At 63.0% G+C, this 16,720-nt stretch carries 14 protein-coding genes; 12 read left to right on the top strand and 2 right to left on the bottom strand.

All coding sequences use genetic code 11. The features are described from left to right. The first annotated feature begins 26 nt into the window (after window positions 1–26). The 12 genes from ACF8FB_RS16450 to ACF8FB_RS16505 all read left to right on the top strand — a co-directional run bounded on the left by ACF8FB_RS16450 (window position 27) and on the right by ACF8FB_RS16505 (window position 13,953). Window positions 27–911, top strand: coding sequence for a homocysteine S-methyltransferase family protein (locus tag ACF8FB_RS16450; RefSeq protein WP_193774180.1), 885 nt, complete (start codon window positions 27–29; stop codon window positions 909–911). Window positions 912–1,078: 167 nt separating this feature from the next. After that, complete coding sequence (locus ACF8FB_RS16455; protein WP_392511567.1) at window positions 1,079–2,350, top strand: cystathionine gamma-synthase family protein; 1,272 nt, start codon at window positions 1,079–1,081, stop codon at window positions 2,348–2,350. Between the two features lie 142 nt (window positions 2,351–2,492). Further along, on the top strand, window positions 2,493–3,932 hold the full coding sequence (locus ACF8FB_RS16460; protein WP_010951918.1) for an amino acid permease: 1,440 nt from the start codon (window positions 2,493–2,495) through the stop codon (window positions 3,930–3,932). 45 nt (window positions 3,933–3,977) lie between these two features. Further along, window positions 3,978–4,862, top strand: a complete 885-nt coding sequence (locus tag ACF8FB_RS16465; protein WP_010951919.1) for a LysR substrate-binding domain-containing protein — start codon at window positions 3,978–3,980, stop codon at window positions 4,860–4,862. A gap of 24 nt (window positions 4,863–4,886) precedes the next feature. After that, a complete protein-coding gene (locus ACF8FB_RS16470) occupies window positions 4,887–6,275 on the top strand; it encodes a threonine synthase (protein WP_392511568.1) in 1,389 nt (462 codons plus the stop codon). Then, entirely contained in the window at window positions 6,272–6,709 is a 438-nt protein-coding gene (locus tag ACF8FB_RS16475; protein WP_010951921.1) for an Lrp/AsnC family transcriptional regulator, read from the top strand. The genes ACF8FB_RS16470 and ACF8FB_RS16475 overlap by 4 nt, the downstream gene beginning before the upstream one ends. 198 nt (window positions 6,710–6,907) lie before the next feature. Continuing rightward, window positions 6,908–7,951 carry a homoserine dehydrogenase gene (locus ACF8FB_RS16480; protein ID WP_392510284.1) on the top strand — a complete coding sequence of 348 codons (1,044 nt, stop codon included), beginning with the start codon at window positions 6,908–6,910 and terminating at the stop codon, window positions 7,949–7,951. Between the two features lie 12 nt (window positions 7,952–7,963). Beyond that, on the top strand, window positions 7,964–9,382 hold the full coding sequence (locus tag ACF8FB_RS16485) for an aldehyde dehydrogenase family protein (RefSeq protein WP_010951923.1): 1,419 nt from the start codon (window positions 7,964–7,966) through the stop codon (window positions 9,380–9,382). Between the two features lie 46 nt (window positions 9,383–9,428). Then, complete coding sequence (locus ACF8FB_RS16490; RefSeq protein WP_049586359.1) at window positions 9,429–9,761, top strand: RidA family protein; 333 nt, start codon at window positions 9,429–9,431, stop codon at window positions 9,759–9,761. A gap of 170 nt (window positions 9,762–9,931) precedes the next feature. After that, window positions 9,932–10,468 (top strand): sigma-70 family RNA polymerase sigma factor, encoded by a 537-nt coding sequence (locus tag ACF8FB_RS16495; RefSeq protein WP_010951925.1) that lies wholly within the window; start codon window positions 9,932–9,934, stop codon window positions 10,466–10,468. After that, entirely contained in the window at window positions 10,465–11,430 is a 966-nt protein-coding gene (locus tag ACF8FB_RS16500) for a FecR domain-containing protein (protein ID WP_010951926.1), read from the top strand. Before ACF8FB_RS16495 ends, ACF8FB_RS16500 begins: the two co-directional genes overlap by 4 nt. A gap of 90 nt (window positions 11,431–11,520) precedes the next feature. Beyond that, window positions 11,521–13,953 (top strand): TonB-dependent siderophore receptor, encoded by a 2,433-nt coding sequence (locus ACF8FB_RS16505; protein WP_392511569.1) that lies wholly within the window; start codon window positions 11,521–11,523, stop codon window positions 13,951–13,953. Window positions 13,954–14,086: 133 nt separating this feature from the next. Here ACF8FB_RS16505 and ACF8FB_RS16510 read toward each other — a convergent pair whose 3' ends face one another. Continuing rightward, complete coding sequence (locus ACF8FB_RS16510) at window positions 14,087–15,040, bottom strand: arsenic resistance protein (RefSeq protein WP_392511570.1); 954 nt, start codon at window positions 15,038–15,040, stop codon at window positions 14,087–14,089. Window positions 15,041–15,288: 248 nt separating this feature from the next. After that, the gene (glyA, locus tag ACF8FB_RS16515) at window positions 15,289–16,542 is read right to left on the bottom strand and encodes a serine hydroxymethyltransferase (protein WP_003247505.1); all 1,254 of its coding nucleotides are present in this window, start codon (window positions 16,540–16,542) and stop codon (window positions 15,289–15,291) included. Between the last annotated feature and the right edge of the window lie 178 nt (window positions 16,543–16,720).

Below are 16,720 nucleotides of genomic sequence, written 5' to 3' on the forward strand. Positions count from 1 at the left end.
AGAGAAGTTATATGGCAGAGCGAACGATGGTAATTCTGGACGGTGGCATGGGCCGAGAGCTGCAGCGCAGTGGCGCACCGTTTCGCCAGCCCGAGTGGTCGGCGCTGGCGCTGAGCGAGGCGCCGGAGGCGGTCGTGGGTGTGCACGCAGCCTTCATCGAGGCGGGTGCGCAGGTCATCACCAGCAACAGCTATGCGGTAGTACCGTTCCACATCGGTGAAGAACGCTTTGCCGCCGAAGGGCGACAGCTGGCCCATATCGCCGGCCAGCTTGCGCGGCACGCGGCAGATAGCGGCGCGCACCCGGTCAGGGTGGCCGGCTCGCTGCCGCCGCTGTTCGGGTCCTACCGCCCCGACCTGTTCCAGCCCGAGCGTGTGGCAGAGGTGCTGACCCCGTTGCTCCAGGGCCTGGCCCCGCATGTCGACCTGTGGCTGGCCGAAACCCAGAGTTCCGTGGCCGAGGTGCGGGCCATTCATAGCCATTTGCCGGCAGACGGCAGGCCGTTCTGGGTGTCCTTCACCCTGCAGGACGAGGACGTCGACGAGGTTCCGCGCCTGCGCTCCGGTGAACCGGTGGCCGACGCCATCGAAGCCGCAGTCAGCCTGGGGGTGGCTGCGGTGTTGTTCAACTGCAGCCAGCCTGAGGTGATCGGCGCCGCCATTGATGTCGCGCGCTCGGTCATCGAGCGGCACAACGCCGAGATTGCCATCGGTGCCTATGCCAACGCCTTCCCGCCGCAGCCCAAAGAAGCCACTGCCAACGATGGCCTGGACGAACTGCGCGAAGACCTCGATCCGCCGGGTTACCTGGCATGGGCCAAGGACTGGCGTGCGCGGGGGGCCAGTATGGTCGGCGGTTGCTGTGGCATCGGCCCGGAGCATATCGCCGAGCTGAAGCGCAACCTGGCCTAAGCGACCACGTGGCCGGGCGGCTTTTGCAGCGCCCGGCCCGCAGCCATTAAAAAAAACGCCAGTCAGACCCGGATTCCATCGTTTTTCAGGCCTCCGTCATCTCCCTATAGTCCGCTGAAGGCCGATGCTGCATCGGTGTACACAACTCAGCTGGGCGGGAAGCGGATATGAACAACAACGAAAAATTCGAGGGCAATGCTGCGGCCGGTGTGGGGACGCGGGTCGTGTGGAGCGGGGAGCAGGTACAGCACCCGTACAACGCCACGCAGACCCCGATCGTGGTCAGCGCCGCTTATGGCTACAACGATATCGATGCCTGGTACGACGTGGCGCAGGGCAAGCAGCCGGGCTTCATCTACAGCCGCATGAGCAACCCCACGGTCGCCACGCTGGAAGCAAAACTGGCCGAACTGGAGCAAGCCGAGTCGGCAGTCGCGTTCAGCAGTGGCATGGCGGCCATCAGTGCCGTGCTGCACACCTTCCTGTCCAACGGCAAACGCGTGGTGTCGACCCGCGACAGCTATGGCGGCACCAACAAGATCTTCGAAGAGTTCCTGCCGCGCATGGGGGTGCAAGTGTGCCTGTGCGATACCTTGGACACTGAAGCGCTGGAGCGCGAGATTTCCGCCGGTTGCGACCTGCTGTACCTGGAAACCCCCACCAACCCGACGCTGAAGGTGCTGGACATTCGTCGGCTGAGCGCCGCTGCGCACAAGGTGGGGGCGCTGGTGGTGGCCGACAACACCTTTGCCACGCCACTGAACCAGAACCCGCTGGCGCTGGGCGTGGATGTGGTGGTGCACAGCGCAACCAAGTTTCTGTCCGGGCATGGTGACGTGCTGGGTGGGGTGGTGGGCGGCGCGGAGGCGCTGATGGCCCAGGTGCGGCACTACCGGGAAATCAACGGTGCGGCGCTGGACCCGTTCTCGGCCTACCTGATCATCCGCGGTATCAAGACCCTGGCAGTGCGCCTGCGCCAGCAGCAAGCCAGTGCCATGGCGTTGGCCCTTTACCTGAGCACCGAACCGCTGGTTGAAGCGGTGAACTACCCAGGTTTGCCGGCGCATGCCGGGCATGCCATTGCCAAGGCGCAAATGCGCGGGTTTGGCGCCATCGTCAGCTTCGTGCTGAAGGGCGGCATGCCGACCGTGGCCCGTTTGCTGCCGCGGCTGAAGTATGCCCACCGGGCCGGCAACCTCGGCGCGGTAGAGACCATCTATGGCCCGGCGCGCACCACCAGCCATGTCGAGAACACTTTGGAAGAGCGCCTGGCGCTGGGCATTTCCGAAGGGCTGGTGCGCATTTCAGTGGGCATCGAGGAAACCGATGACCTGCTGGCGGACCTGGCACAGGCCTGTGCATCGGTGCGTGAGGAACTGGCCGTCGCAAAGGAATTGCACGCTGACGCAGACGCCTGCCAGAGCCCGGTGCAGGCCTGAGGCTGGCGCGTAGCGCCCACCCGTGTGGTGGGTGCCACTTCATGAAGTCGAACAAAAACAATATGCAAGGCAACTCGATTCGCTCTGCCAAGACGAGGTCGTTGCTACGTCCTTGCCCGCCAACTTTCATGAGTAACCCACAATGTCCGTGCAGACAACCACAACTAGAAATGCCTCGGCGCATACCTTCAAGCAGGATATGCAAACCCGCCACATCGTCATGCTGGCGCTGGGCGGAGTGATAGGCACCGGCCTGTTTCTCACGTCGGGCTACACCGTTAACCAGGCCGGCCCGTTGGGCGCGGTCATCGCCTACATACTCGGCGCAATCATGGTGTACCTGGTCATGATGTGCCTGGGTGAGCTGGCGGTACACATGCCGGAAGTCGGCTCGTTCAGCAGTTACGCCACGCGTTACCTCGGCCCGGGCACCGGTTACATGGTGGCCTGGATGTACTGGCTGACCTGGACGGTGGCCATCGGCTCCGAATTCACCGCCGCGGGCATCCTGATGGTGCGCTGGTTCCCCGACACGCCGGTATGGATGTGGAGTGCGCTGTTCGGCGCCGCGGTGTTCATCAGCAATATCATTTCGGTGCGATCGTTCGCCGAAACCGAATTCTGGTTGTCACTGGTCAAGGTGTTGGCCGTCATCGCCTTTCTGGTGGTGGGCGGCGGGGCCATTCTGGGTGGCTTCGAGATCCAGCAGGCGCACAGTGCAGGGCTGGGCAATTTCACCCGTGAAGGGTTGTTCCCCACCGGTTTCTGGTCCATTGCAATGACCCTGCTGGCAGTGGCCTTCGCGTTCTCGGGCACCGAGCTGATCGGCATCGCTGCCGGTGAAACCAAAGACCCGGAAAAGAACGTGCCCAAGGCCATTCGCACCACGGTCCTGCGCCTGGCGCTGTTCTTCATCGGCACCATCTTTGTACTGGCCACCTTGCTGCCGCGTGAACAGGCCGGGGTTATTGAAAGCCCGTTCGTGATGGTCTTTGCGATGATTGGTATCCCGTATGCGGCCGATATCATGAACTTCGTCATCATCACCGCGCTGCTGTCTGCCGCCAACTCCGGCCTATACGCCGCTTCGCGCATGCTCTGGACTCTCAGCGACCAAGGCAACATGCCCCGCCGTTACGCCACGCTGTCGCGCCGCGGCACCCCCTTCAATGCGATCGTGCTGAGCATGGCTGGCGGCATGGCTTCGCTGTTGAGCAGTGTGTTTGCCCCCGACACCATCTACCTGGCGCTGGTGTCGATTTCAGGGTTGGCCGTGGTAGTGGTGTGGATCAGCATCGCGGCCAGCCAGATCGCATTCCGCCGTCATTACATCGCCAGCGGCGGCAAGCTCGAGGACCTCAAGTTCCGGGTGCGTGGCTACCCGTTCGTACCACTGGGGGCCATTTTCTGCTGCGTACTGGCCTGCGTCGGCATTGCCTTCGACCCAGCTCAGCGGGTTGCCCTGTACTTCGGCTTGCCCTTCATTGCCTGGTGCTACCTGGCCTATTGGCTGACGTGCAAGTACCGCAGCCGCCGTACGGCCCCGCTGGAAATCGTCGCCCCAGGTTCCGAGGCCGCCTGAGCAGGTGATACTAGGCCACCGGAACCTAGCCACGAGAAGCCGCCGATGACCCAGAAAACCTTGCCCCCCCTGAACTGGCTGAGAGCCTTCGAAGTGTCGGCGCGTTACTTGAACTTCACCCATGCGGCAGAAGAGCTGCACCTTACCCAAGGGGCCGTGAGCCAACAGATTCGTCACCTGGAAAGCCAATTGGGTGTGGCGCTGTTCAAGCGCCTGCCGCGCGGGTTGGGGCTGACCGAAGAAGGGCAGTCCTACCTGCCGGTGGTGCAGGACGCTATCAGCCGCCTTGCGGTCGGCACCAATGAAATCTTCGGGCAACGCCAACGTCGGCCCCTGAAGGTACGGGGCAGCCTGTCGTTCCTGCACTTCTGGCTGGCCCCGCGGCTGGCCGACTTTCGGCGTTCGCACCCGCAGGTGGACATCCGCTACATCAGCAACCTGTGGGTCAAGGAGCTGGATGCCGAAGATGATCTGGAAATCCGCTGGGGTAGCGGGCAGTGGGCCGGGGTAGAGGCGCAGCGCCTGACCCGCGACATGCTGGTGCCGGTGTGCGCACCCGCGCTGCTGGCCGGTTGCCCGCTGCGCGAACCGCGCGACCTGGCCCGTGTGCCGTTGCTGCATGTGCTGGGTTACGAGGAGGGGTGGGGCTACTGGCTGGAGCGGGTCGGCGCCGATCAGGTCGACTCTTCCAGTGGCCTGCAGTTCGACACGCTGGTGTCGACCCTGCGCATGGCGGAGCTGGGGCTCGGGGTGGCGCTGGCACGCTCGTCGCTGGTCGAGGACCTGCTGCAGGAGGGGCGGCTGGTCGCTCCCTTTGCCCAGCGTATCGAGGCAAGCGAGTCGTTTTTCCTGGTACGCGGCCTGGGTGAAGCGTTGTCCCCCGATGCCCAGGCGTTCAGCCATTGGCTGGTGGCCATGGCGCATCGTTAATTTACGTAGCTATCTGGAGCACCGATGCAGTACACATCCACGCGCGGCAACGAGACACGGGTCGATTTCCGCACGGCATTGCTTTCTGGCCTGGCCGACGATGGCGGGCTTTATGTGCCCATCTCGGTGCCGGTGTTCAGCCCACAGGAAATTGCCAGCTGGTCGTGGTTGCCCTTCGACGAACTGGCCTGGCGGGTGATGGCACCGTTTGTCGGCGATACCCTCGACGAGCCTACCCTCAGGGCGCTGGTCAGCGACAGCTATCGCGGGTTCCGCCACCGCGGCATTGCGCCGTTGCAGCAGCTTGGCCATAACGAATGGATCCTGCAGCTTTTCCATGGGCCTACCCGGTCCTCCAAGGACTTTGCCGCGCAGTTGCAGGCGCGTTTTGTCCGGCACTTTCTGGGGGCGGAGTGCGAGCGGGTCATGCTGGTCGGTGCCAGCAACGGCGATACCGCAGTTGCGGCTATCGAAGCGTTGCGGCATTGCCCGGCAGCAGGCTTGCTGGCGCTATACCCCAGCGCAGGCACGCCCGCCGACCGCGCGGCAGTGATGCGCAGTGCTGCGTCCGACAGCGTGAGCTGCGTGGCCGTGGATGGCAGCTTTGACGATTGCCAGTCGCTGGTGTCGGCGCTGCTGCGTGACTGGCCATGCCCCGGGCTGATTCCGGTCAGCTTCAACTCCACCAACTGGGTCGGTGTGCTGGCGCAGATCGTGTTCTATTTCCATGCGGCGCTGCAGCTCGGTGGCGGCATACGCCCGGTCGGGTTCAGCATCCCCACGGCCAGTTTTGCCGAGATCTACGCGGGGTTCATTGCCCAGAAAATGGGCCTGCCGATCAACCAGATCATCGTCTCCACCAACCGCAACGATGCCCTGCACCGGTTCATCCACTGCAACCGCTACAGCCGTGGCTCAACCAGCCAGACCTTGTCACCGGTCATGGACTTTTCGCTGTTCTCCAACCTGGAGCGCTTCGTCTGGGAACTGTATGACCGCGATGGCGTGGCGACCCGGGCACTGATGGAGCACTTCGAGGCGTGTGGCGAGCTGAGCATCGGCAACCGCCAGTGGTTGCATGCGCGCATGCTGTTCGACTCCTATGCCGTGGACGACGCGCTGATTCGCGAAGAAATTGTCACGCTGTTCCACGAAACGGGCAGCGCAGTAGACCCTCATGCCGCGACAGGGGTATTCGCCGGGCGCCTGCACCGGCGCAACATCGGTGCGCCCATCGTCACGCTGGGGCAGTTTGCCCCCGAAAAGTCTGCCGGGCTGCTGGCGGAGCTGGGGGCCTGGCACGGTGAGGTGCCCGCCGGCGCGGTCGGCACAGCGGGCGATGGGCCGCTGTTGGCAGCTGACGACCTGGCCGGTGTTCATGCCTTGTTGACCCGGTTGCAGGCTGGGCGATGAAGCGCATCCTCGACCCCCTGGACGAGCGCATTCTCGCCGAGCTCACCGCCAATGCGCGTATCGCCCACGCCGAATTGGGGTTGAAGGTGAACCTGTCGCGCAATGCGGTACGCCAGCGCATCGAGCGCCTGGAGCGCGACGGCGCCATTCAGGGCTACACCCTGCGCATCGGTGAGGGCAGACGGCCGGCGTCGTTGATCAACGCGGTGATCTTCGTCTACCGCTATGACCGCATGCGCGGTGAGGCGGTACTCGATGCGCTGCGCCAGATCCCCGAGGTGATCCAGTGTGAAGTGCTCAGCGGCGAGTTCGACCTGATGTTGCGCGTCGAGGCCTCCAGCCCGGAGCGGGTGCACCATGTGTGGAAGGAAATCGCTGCCATGCCCGGGGTGGAGAACACGGTGACTTCGTTCGTCCTGGCCGCGGTGGTCTGAACCGCGTCTTTGCATTGGCTGGCACAACGCCGCCTGGGTTCGCGCCCAGGCGGCGTTGTGCGTTTTGCCCTGGCGCAAGTGCGCGCTTTGCACTGGCCAGATTGGCCAATAAATACAGCGGATTGCCATATTCAACTGGCAGTGCACGGCTCTTACGCTAGTCCTCATCCACCCACTGCCTGGACAGGACAGCAAACCATGACCGAATACAAAATTGCACTCGTTGGCTTTGGTGGCGTTAACCGCGCGCTTGCCCAACTGATCGCCGAACGCAATGCGCGCTGGCAGCACGAGTTGGGCTTTGGCCTGAAAATCGTGGGTGTCACCGACTTGTTCCTGGGGTCGGTGATCGACCGCGACGGCTTGGATGCCGCCGTGCTGGCCGCGCTGCCGGCCCAGAAGGGCGCGCTGGCGCACATCCCTCAAGGTTCGGCCGAGGCGTTCAATGAGGCGGTGATCAAGCAATCAGGCGCCGACATCATCGCCGAGGCCACATTCACCAACCCCAAGGACGGTGAGCCGGCGGCAACCTTCTGCCGCTGGGCGCTGGAGGCGGGCAAGCACGTGGTCACCACCAACAAGGGGCCGATTGCCTTGCATGCCCAGGCACTCAAGGCCTTGGCTAAGGCCAACAATGTGTCGTTCGAATACGAAGGCGCCGTCATGAGCGGCACACCGGTGCTGCGCATGGCGCGCCAGACCCTGGCGGGCGCGGGCTTGGTAGGTTTCGAGGGCATTCTCAACGGTACCTCTAACTATGTGCTCACGCGCATGGAGGAAGGGCTTGGCTTCAACGAGGCGGTGGCCCAGGCACAAGCGCTTGGCTTTGCCGAGGCTGACCCGACCGCCGATGTGGAAGGCCATGACGTACGCCTGAAGGTGGTGATCCTCGCCAATGAGTTGCTCGGCGCCTGTCTGCAGGTGGGTGATGTGGCCTGCAGCGGTATCAGTGCCATCGACAGCGCGGCTATCGAGCGGGCACGGGCGGCGGGCGAGCGCTGGAAGCTGATCGGCAGCGCCCGCCGTGAAGCCGATGGTTCGGTACGAGCCAGCGTCGAAGCGAAGCTGCTGCCTGGTCATCACCCCTTGGCGGGTATTTTAGGCGCCACCAATGCGCTGGCGTTCGACACGGAGTTGCTGGGGGCTGTAACCGTGTCCGGCCCGGGGGCGGGGCGCATCGAAACGGCTTTTGCCCTGCTGTCGGACATTGTCGCCATTCACACCGCCGGCCACTCGGCCTGAGGAGCAACGTTCATGAGCCTGACTTCCGTATCGCGGGCGCTTGTTCAGCAACCCGCCTTGATCGATGTGTACAACCCCTTCGATGGCAGCCTGGTTGGCAGCGTCGACAACCTCGGCGCAGAAGCAGTGCCTGCCTTGCTCGCCCGTGCCCGTCAAGGTGTGCGTGAAAGTGCGGCGCTGCCCCGGCACCGCCGGGCCGCTATTCTGGAGCACGCCGCTCAGCTCATTGAACGGGATGCGGCAGACTTTGCCGGCCTGATCGTCGATGAAGCGGGCAAGACCCTGCGCCAGGCCGAGAAAGAGGTCAAACGCTGCATCAACACGCTCAAGCTGTCTGCCGAAGAGGCGCGGCGCAACGCCGGTGAGGTGGTGCCTTTCGATGCCTATGAAGGCTCCGAATCGCGTCAGGGCTGGTTCACCCGCGAGCCGTTGGGGTTGATCCTGGCCATTACCCCGTACAACGACCCGCTCAACCTGGTGGCGCACAAGCTGGGGCCAGCACTTGCAGGGGGCAATGCGGTCATTCTGAAACCCTCGGAACTGGCCCCGCTTTCTGCCCTGAAACTGGTGCAGTACCTGGTGGATGCAGGGCTGCCGGAGGCCGTCGTCACCGTAGCCACAGGGGGCGCCGAACTGGGCAAGGCGCTGGTGGCTGTGCGTGAGGTGCGCATGGTTTCCTTTACGGGCGGTTTCGCGACGGGCGAAAAGATTGCGCACGGGGCTGGTTTGAAAAAGCTTGCCATGGACCTTGGCGGCAACGCCCCGGTGCTGGTGCTCAAGGACTGCGACCTGGAAGCCACTGTCGAGTCGTGTGTGTCGGGCGCGTTCTGGGCGGCCGGGCAGAACTGCATCGGCACCCAGCGCATTCTCGTAGATGCCTCGATCTACGAGGCGTTTCGAGAGCGCTTCGTGGCATTGACCCAGGCGATGGTCTGGGGCGATCCGGGCCGGCGCGAAACCGATATGGGGCCGATGATCACCGAAGCAGCTGCACGGCAGATCGAAGCACGCGTGAACCAGGCGATTGAGGGCGGTGCCCGCCTGCTCTGCGGCCACCAGCGTCACGGGGCGGTCTATGCGCCGACAGTGCTCGAAAGCGTTGACCCCGTCAGCCGGCTGTGGCTCGAGGAGGTTTTTGCACCGGTGGTGATGCTGGCGCCCTTCGAGACTGTCGAGCAGGCGATAGCGCTGGCCAATGCCCCGGAGTACAGCTTGCATGCCGGTGTGTTCACCCGTGACCTGTCGCTGGCGTTGAGCCTGGCCCGGCGTATCGAGGCCGGCGGTGTAATGATCAACGACTCTTCCGACTACCGCTTCGATGCCATGCCATTTGGTGGTGCCAAGTATGGGAGTCTTGGGCGTGAGGGGGTGCGGTTTGCCTACGAGGACATGACCCAACCCAAAGTCGTCTGCTTCAACCAGATGGGTTGAGGGGGAGGTTACCTCGATGATCACTCGCTACGGATCAGGCGCGCGGATGTCACTGGCGGTCAGTTACAGGGGCCTGTTCGAAACGGCAGGCATCGTGGCCGAGGACCTGCAACAGGATGTGCAGGGGCAGTTGCGTCAGGCGCTGAGCGTGATCGACGGCCTGATGGTGCAAGCCAACGTCGGCAAGGCGCAGCTGACGCGGGTTCAGATGTGGCTTGCCGACTACCGCCACTTCGACCTGGTCAACGAAGTGTACGACGCCTGGTTGCAAGGCTGTGCAAAACCGGTGCGGGCCTGCGTGGGTGCCGACCTGGGGGCTGGCTACCTGGTAGAGGTGCAGGTGTTCGCTGTGTGCACTGGGTGCCCGGATTCACTGTGACCGCTAGGCTGAAAGCGCAGACCAGTTGCTTGATATGGGCAGGCCTCGGCCTGATCGCAAAATCATCCCTGCCATGACCAAACCGGGCAGCGTTGCTTATCGCAATTGCCCGGTGTCATTCATCCACGCTACCATTGTGAATAATTCCTATTAGCATAATGGCCTGCCCCATGAATGCCTCTCCCAGTGCTCCAGCCCCTGGTTTCGACCTGGAGGAACTCTACCGTTCCCATCATGGCTGGATTCGCCAGTGGCTCCAGCGCAAGCTCGGCAATGCCCATGATGCGGCGGAACTGGCCCAGGATGTATTCGTGCGGCTGTTGTCCAAGCCCCGTGTGTTCAATGACCACGAGCATGCCCGTGCGTACCTGGGACGTATGTCGCGCAATGCGTGTGTGGACTTCTGGCGACGGCGGCGGGTGGAGCAGGCTTATCTGGAAGTGCTGGCCGCCCAGCCCGAGCAACTTGCGCCTTCGCTGGAACATCAGGCCGTTATCCTCGAAACCCTCGAGCAACTGCAGGCAATGTTTGAGCGTATGCCCCAGCGCGTGGCCGAGGCATTTTCCATGGCGCAGTTGCAGGGCATGAAGCAACGCGAGATCGCCGAGCAGTTGGGCGTGAGCGAGCGCAGTGTGAACAGTTACCTGGCTCAGGCTATGTACCAATGCCTGCTGCTGGAAGCCGAACTGGATGGCTCGCTGGCATGAGCAGGGCGCCACTCGACCATGCCGTACTGCAAGCGGCTGCCGGTTGGTTCGCACGGCTGCACGCGGCGCACAATGACGCTGCGATCCAGGCGCAGTGGCATGCCTGGCTGAACGAGGATACGCGGCATCGCCTGGCCTGGTCGTACGTAGAGAACATCAATCAGCGCTTTGGCGGCCTCAGCGGCCAGGCAGAGCAGGCTCGGCAAGTGTTCGACAGCGTGCGCCGTGACCGGCATTCGCGCAGGGCCGTGCTCGGTAGCCTCTGTGTGGCGGGTGTGGCAGGTGTGTTGGGGTGGGGCGGATGGCAGCGCGGTTGGGTCGACTCGCCACGTGCCTGGTTCGCCACTTACCGCACCGGCCTGGGTGAGGTGCGGCCGGTCACCCTGGCCGATGGCAGCCAGCTGTGGCTGAACGGCGGGACGGCGCTGGATGTGCAGTTCGATGAGGGCTCAAGGCAATTGCGCCTGTATCGCGGAGAAATCCTGATCGAGTCCGGCAAGGACCCACGTCCACTTTCCGTGGTGACGAGGGCTGGGCGGGTGCAACCGCTCGGCACGCGCTTCAGTGTCCGGGACCAGGGGTTGCAGACCACCTTGAGCGTATTTGCCGGCGCAGTGCAGGCAACTTGCTCCGGCAGCGGCAGACAAACCACGTTGCAAGCCGGGCAAATGATGGTGTTCGACGCGCAGCAAGTCGGCGCCCCATCAACTGCACAACGCTTGCGCGAGGATTGGAGCCGCGGTGTGTTGGTGGCGGAGGACATGCCGCTGGTTCAGATGATCGACATTCTGCGCGATTACCGCCATGGCCACTTGGGCATCGACCCAGCGATTGGCAGCCTGCGTGCGGTCGGTACCTTCCCGTTGCTCGATACCGACCGTGCGTTGGCCATGCTCGAGCGTGCGTTGCCCATCCGGGTTGTGCGTACCTTGCCTTGGTGGGTCTCCATCGAGGCGGTCTGAAGTTTTTTCAAAATTCTTTTTCCGGTTTTGCGACGCTCATTCGCTTGGTGGGATGACGCTACTTCATCCTCTTTGCGAAAGGATTCTTCCATGCTGCTTCGCGACTCTGCCTCCGCGCACCGTCATCCGTTGGCCCTGGCCATTTTCCTAGCCCTTGGCGGCCACGTTGCCGTCGCCGAGGCCGACAGCAGTGCTGCAGCCCAACGCGTGGTATTCGACATTCCAGCCGGGCCATTGGCGCGCCAACTGAACCTGTTGGCCAGCCAGGCCGGGCTGTTGATCGGCGGTGATGCGGCGCTGACGGCCAACAAGCAGAGCCAGGCGGTGCACGCCTTGAGCGTAGACGTGGCGCTGGCGCAGATGCTGGCCGGCACCGGTGTGGCGGCCGTGCGCACGGGTGAGCGGGAGTTCCAGCTGGTGAGCCAGGCCGAAGATGCGGCAGGCGCGGTGACCTTGGGCGCCACCACCATCTCGGGCCAGGGCCTGGGTGCTGTGACGGAGGCTACAGGGGCTTATGCGACGGGCCGTTCGTCCACTGCCACCAAGCTGCCGATGAGCCTGCGTGAAACGCCCCAGTCGGTCACGGTGGTCACCCGTCAGCGCATGGACGACCAGAATATGAAGAACCTTGACGACGTAATGCGTAACGCCACCGGCGTCACCATCATCAAGAACGGCAGCGAGCGCTCGCTGTACCAGGCTCGCGGGCAGACGGTCGACAACCTGCAGATTGATGGCGTGCCGACCAACATTGGCAACCCGTACTCGATGGATACCATTTCCAAGCCCAACACCGACATCTACGACCGCGTGGAAGTGGTGCGGGGCGCCACCGGCCTGATGGAAGGCGCGGGTAATCCGTCGGCCTCCATCAACCTGGTCCGCAAGCGGCCCACGGCCGAGCGCCAGGCGTTGATCGAAACATCGGTCGGCTCCTGGGACGACTACAAGACCATGGTCGACCTGTCTGCGCCGCTGAACGAAGCAGGCACCCTGCGCGGCCGCTCGGTCATTACGTACAACAATGCCAACAGCTACCTGGACACTGCCCAGAAAGAGAACCAACTGTTCTATGGCATCATCGAGGCCGACCTGGCTGAGTCAACCCTGGCCACCTTCGGGTTTACCTACCAGAAGGAACGCAACTCCGGTTATGACTGGTCGGGCCTCCCCAGCAAGGAGAGCGGCGCGTTCTACCCGGTTTCGCGCTCTACCTCGCTGACCGGCGACTGGAACCACCTGGACAAGCGCAATACCACCGTGTTCGCCGACATCCAGCATACCTTTGCCAACGGCTGGAAGGGCGTGGTGGCCGTGAACCAGATGTGGGCCAAGTCGGACTTTCTCGGTAACTACACCTATCCGGGTGGCGGCCCCGACCTGTTCACCCTCAACCCGCGCCACTTTCACTTCGATGACACCCAGACCAGCATCGACGGCTATTTCACCGGCCCGTTCCAGCTGCTGGGCCGCCAGCATGAGCTGATCGTGGGTGGCAATTGGAACAAGGACGATTTCGACTATCACGGGGGGCGCGATGCCACCTACCGCTACATCGTCGACATGAACAACCTGGCAGCGTTCGATCCGCCCAAGCCGACAGCCCTCAACGTCAACCAGTGGCAATACAACCGCACTCAGGAGCAAAAGGGCGTGTACGTGGCCAGCCGGTTCAGCCTTACCGACAGCACCACGTTCATTCTGGGCAGCCGCCTGAGCTGGTACAGCCACGATTCGCTGGACGACACCAATGGCGTGCGTGAGCCCACAGACCATAAGCGTTTTTCCAAGAGTGGCGAAGTCACACCTTATGCGGGCCTTGTGCAGGACCTGAACGAGAACTGGTCGGCATACGCCAGCTACACCGAAATCTTCAAGCCGCAGAGCGCGCAAGATGCGGAGGGCACCACGCTCCAGCCGATGACCGGCAGCAACTACGAAATCGGTTTGAAGGGTGAGTTTCTGGACAAGCGCTTGCAAACCGCCATCGCGCTGTTCCAGGCCGACCAGACCGGCCGGGCCGAGCGGGTGACCTGTGCGCAGACTTGGGCTTGCTATCGTGCCTCCGACAAGGTGCGCAACAAAGGTATCGAGCTGGAGCTGACCGGTGAGGTGCTGGCGAACTGGAATGTATCGGCGGGGTACACCTACACCCAGTCCAAGTACATCGGTGGCGAGCAGAAAGGTGAAGACTTCAACGGCGCCTCGCCGCGCCACCTGTTCAAGGTTGCGACCGACTACCGCCTGCCAGGCGCGCTCAACCAGCTGCGTGTGGGTGGCAGCTTCTATGCGCAGAGCAAGATGACCCAGACTGAGGTTGGCGAAGACTACAAGATCCAGCAGGACGCATACCACCTGACGAACCTGCATGCGATCTACGAGATCAACAAGCGTCTTGAAGTGCAGTACAACCTGGACAACGTGTTTGACAAAAAGTACTACCAGACCTTGGGTAACCCCAATTACTGGAACTTCTATGGCGAGCCGCGCAATTTCAACGTGGCGTTGCGGGCCAGGTTCTAGGGGCTGTATTAAGCCTTGAGACGAAGGTCAGGCTGTTTTCAACGCAGCATCACCGAACCTCAAGGCTTTTCATACAGAGCCTGACCGGCTGTCGCGATACCGGGCCCCTACAACTTATGCATGTGCTGATCGATCAGCGTACGAGGCGTGGAACTGCCCGTACATAGATCAGTTCACTCACCAGCTCTACCAAGGTTTGTGTGATCACCGCCGCTGCCGCCAACCCGCGCATCTCTTCTGGCAACGCCAGCGCCAGCGGCAGCACCACCAGCGAGTTGCGCGTGGCTGCGCTGAAGGTCACCGAGCGTGCCTCGCTGGCTGGCAGGCGCAGCAGGCGCGCACAGATGAAGCCGAGCACCGGCGCCAGCAGCATGAAGCCGATGTATACCGGAATCACCGGCAGCAAACGGTCGAAATCACGCAGTACCACGTCAATCTGCGAAGCGATCACCACCATCAGCACCAAGGCCATGGCCGGCACCGGCAACCACGCCCAGGCGTCGTTCCAGGTCGCGACTGCGCGCGAGCGCCGGGCACCGGCGCTGGTGAGCACCGCGAGGGCCATCGGCAACACGATCAACAGCACGAAGGCTTCCAGGAACGGGGTGATGGAGATTGCCACCTGGCTGCTGCCACCCAGCATCAGGGCCAGGTACACCGGCAGCAGCACCAGTTGCGCCAGCAATAACAGGGGGGTTGCGGCCAGGGTCAGGCGTGAGTCGCCTTTGCCAATGTGGGTGAACACCACCACGTAGTCGATGCAGGGCGTAAGCAGCACCAGCAAGGCACCGACGAGGATCGCCGGGTGTTCCACCAGCCCACGGGTGATGGCCCAGACAAGCAGCGGAACGAGAATGAAATTGGCCAGTAGCAGGGCCGTGATGAAGCGGCGGTTACCCAGGCCCTGGCGCAGGTCGAGGAAGGGTATTTGCAGGAACATCGCGTACATCAGCACGGCGATGGCGGGGGTGATCAGGGCTTCAAGCTGGCGCGCAGTGTCGCTGGCCAGCAGGCCGAAAACGATCGCGGCCAGTACGGCGGCGAAGTAGATGGGGATCTGCCGGGTTTCGAGTTGCTCTCTGGTCAAGGTGTGGCCTGTGGTTGGTAGTGTCAAACAGGGTAATACGTGATGGCACGTCGCTGCTCGAAATCATTCCCTGTGGGAGCGGGCGTGCCCGCGAACACCGGCGCAGCCGGTGCCATCCACCGCGTAGCCTTCTTCGCGGGCACGCCCGCTCCCACAGGATGTGTATCAGGCCTGCGAACGTGTTTCATGGTCCGTTCACGAAAAAGCCCGGCACTGGGCCGGGCTCTTTCACTTTAGGCAAGCGCCAATCAGTTGCCGTAAACCGGCAGCTTCTTGCAGATGGCCTTGACCTTCTCACGGACGGCGTCGATCACCGCTTCGTTGTTCAGGTCGGCCAGGATGTCGCAGATCCAGCCGGCCAGTTCCTTGCACTCGGCTTCCTTGAAACCACGGGTGGTCACGGCTGGGGTGCCGAAACGCAGGCCCGAGGTAACGAACGGCGAACGCGGGTCGTTCGGTACCGAGTTCTTGTTGACGGTGATGAAGGCTTTGCCCAGGGCGGCGTCAGCATCCTTACCGGAGATTTCCTGCTTGATCAGCGACAGCAGGAACAGGTGGTTCTGGGTGCCACCGGAAACCACGTCGAAACCGCGCTCGATGAACACGCTGGCCATGGCCTGGGCGTTCTTCACGACCTGCTGCTGGTAAGCCTTGAACTCTGGCTGCAGGGCTTCCTTGAAGCAGATGGCCTTGGCCGCGATGACGTGCTCCAGCGGGCCGCCCTGGGCGCCCGGGAAGACGGCGGAGTTCAGCTTCTTCTCGATGTCGGCGTTGGCACGGGCCAGGATCAGGCCGCCGCGCGGGCCGCGCAGGGTCTTGTGGGTGGTGGTGGTGACCACGTCGGCGAACGGAACAGGGTTCGGGTACACGCCAGCGGCAACCAGGCCGGCAACGTGGGCCATGTCGACGAACAGGTAGGCACCGACCTTGTCGGCGATGGCGCGGAAGCGGGCGAAGTCCAGAACCTGCGAGTAGGCCGAGAAGCCGGCAACGATCATCTTGGGCTTGTGCTCGACAGCCAGGCGCTCGACTTCGTCGTAGTCGATCAGGCCGTTGCCGTCGATGCCGTACTGGATGGCGTTGTACAGCTTGCCCGAGGAGCTTACCGAAGCACCGTGGGTCAGGTGGCCACCGTGTGCCAGGCTCATGCCCAGGATGGTGTCACCGGCCGACAGCAGGGCCAGGTAGACGGCAGCGTTGGCCTGGGAGCCAGCGTGCGGCTGTACGTTGGCGTAGTCGGCGCCGAACAGCTCCTTGGCACGGTCGATGGCCAGTTGCTCGACGACGTCGACGTACTCGCAACCGCCGTAGTAGCGCTTGCCTGGGTAGCCTTCGGCGTACTTGTTGGTCAGGACCGAGCCCTGGGCTTCCATGACTGCCGGGCTGGTGTAGTTTTCCGAAGCGATCAGCTCGATATGCTCTTCCTGGCGCAGAGCTTCTTGCTGCATGGCTTCGAAGAGCTCGGCGTCGTACTTGGCAATGGTCAAATCACGGCTGAACATGGCGGTCCTCAAGGATCGGGGTAATTTGGGTGTGCATTCTAACCGATTGATTCGCGGCTGGCATATGAAGTGGCGTCAAGTCGCAGACCAATGGGCTTCATCTTGCATCCCGCGCCGTTTCTGGGCTGGGCGGGGGCGGGAGTTGACCTGGAAGTCCGCTTTTTTATGCAGGAATGCG

This window comes from Pseudomonas sp. yb_2 (assembly GCF_043103905.1).
Lineage (GTDB): Bacteria > Pseudomonadota > Gammaproteobacteria > Pseudomonadales > Pseudomonadaceae > Aquipseudomonas > Aquipseudomonas alloputida.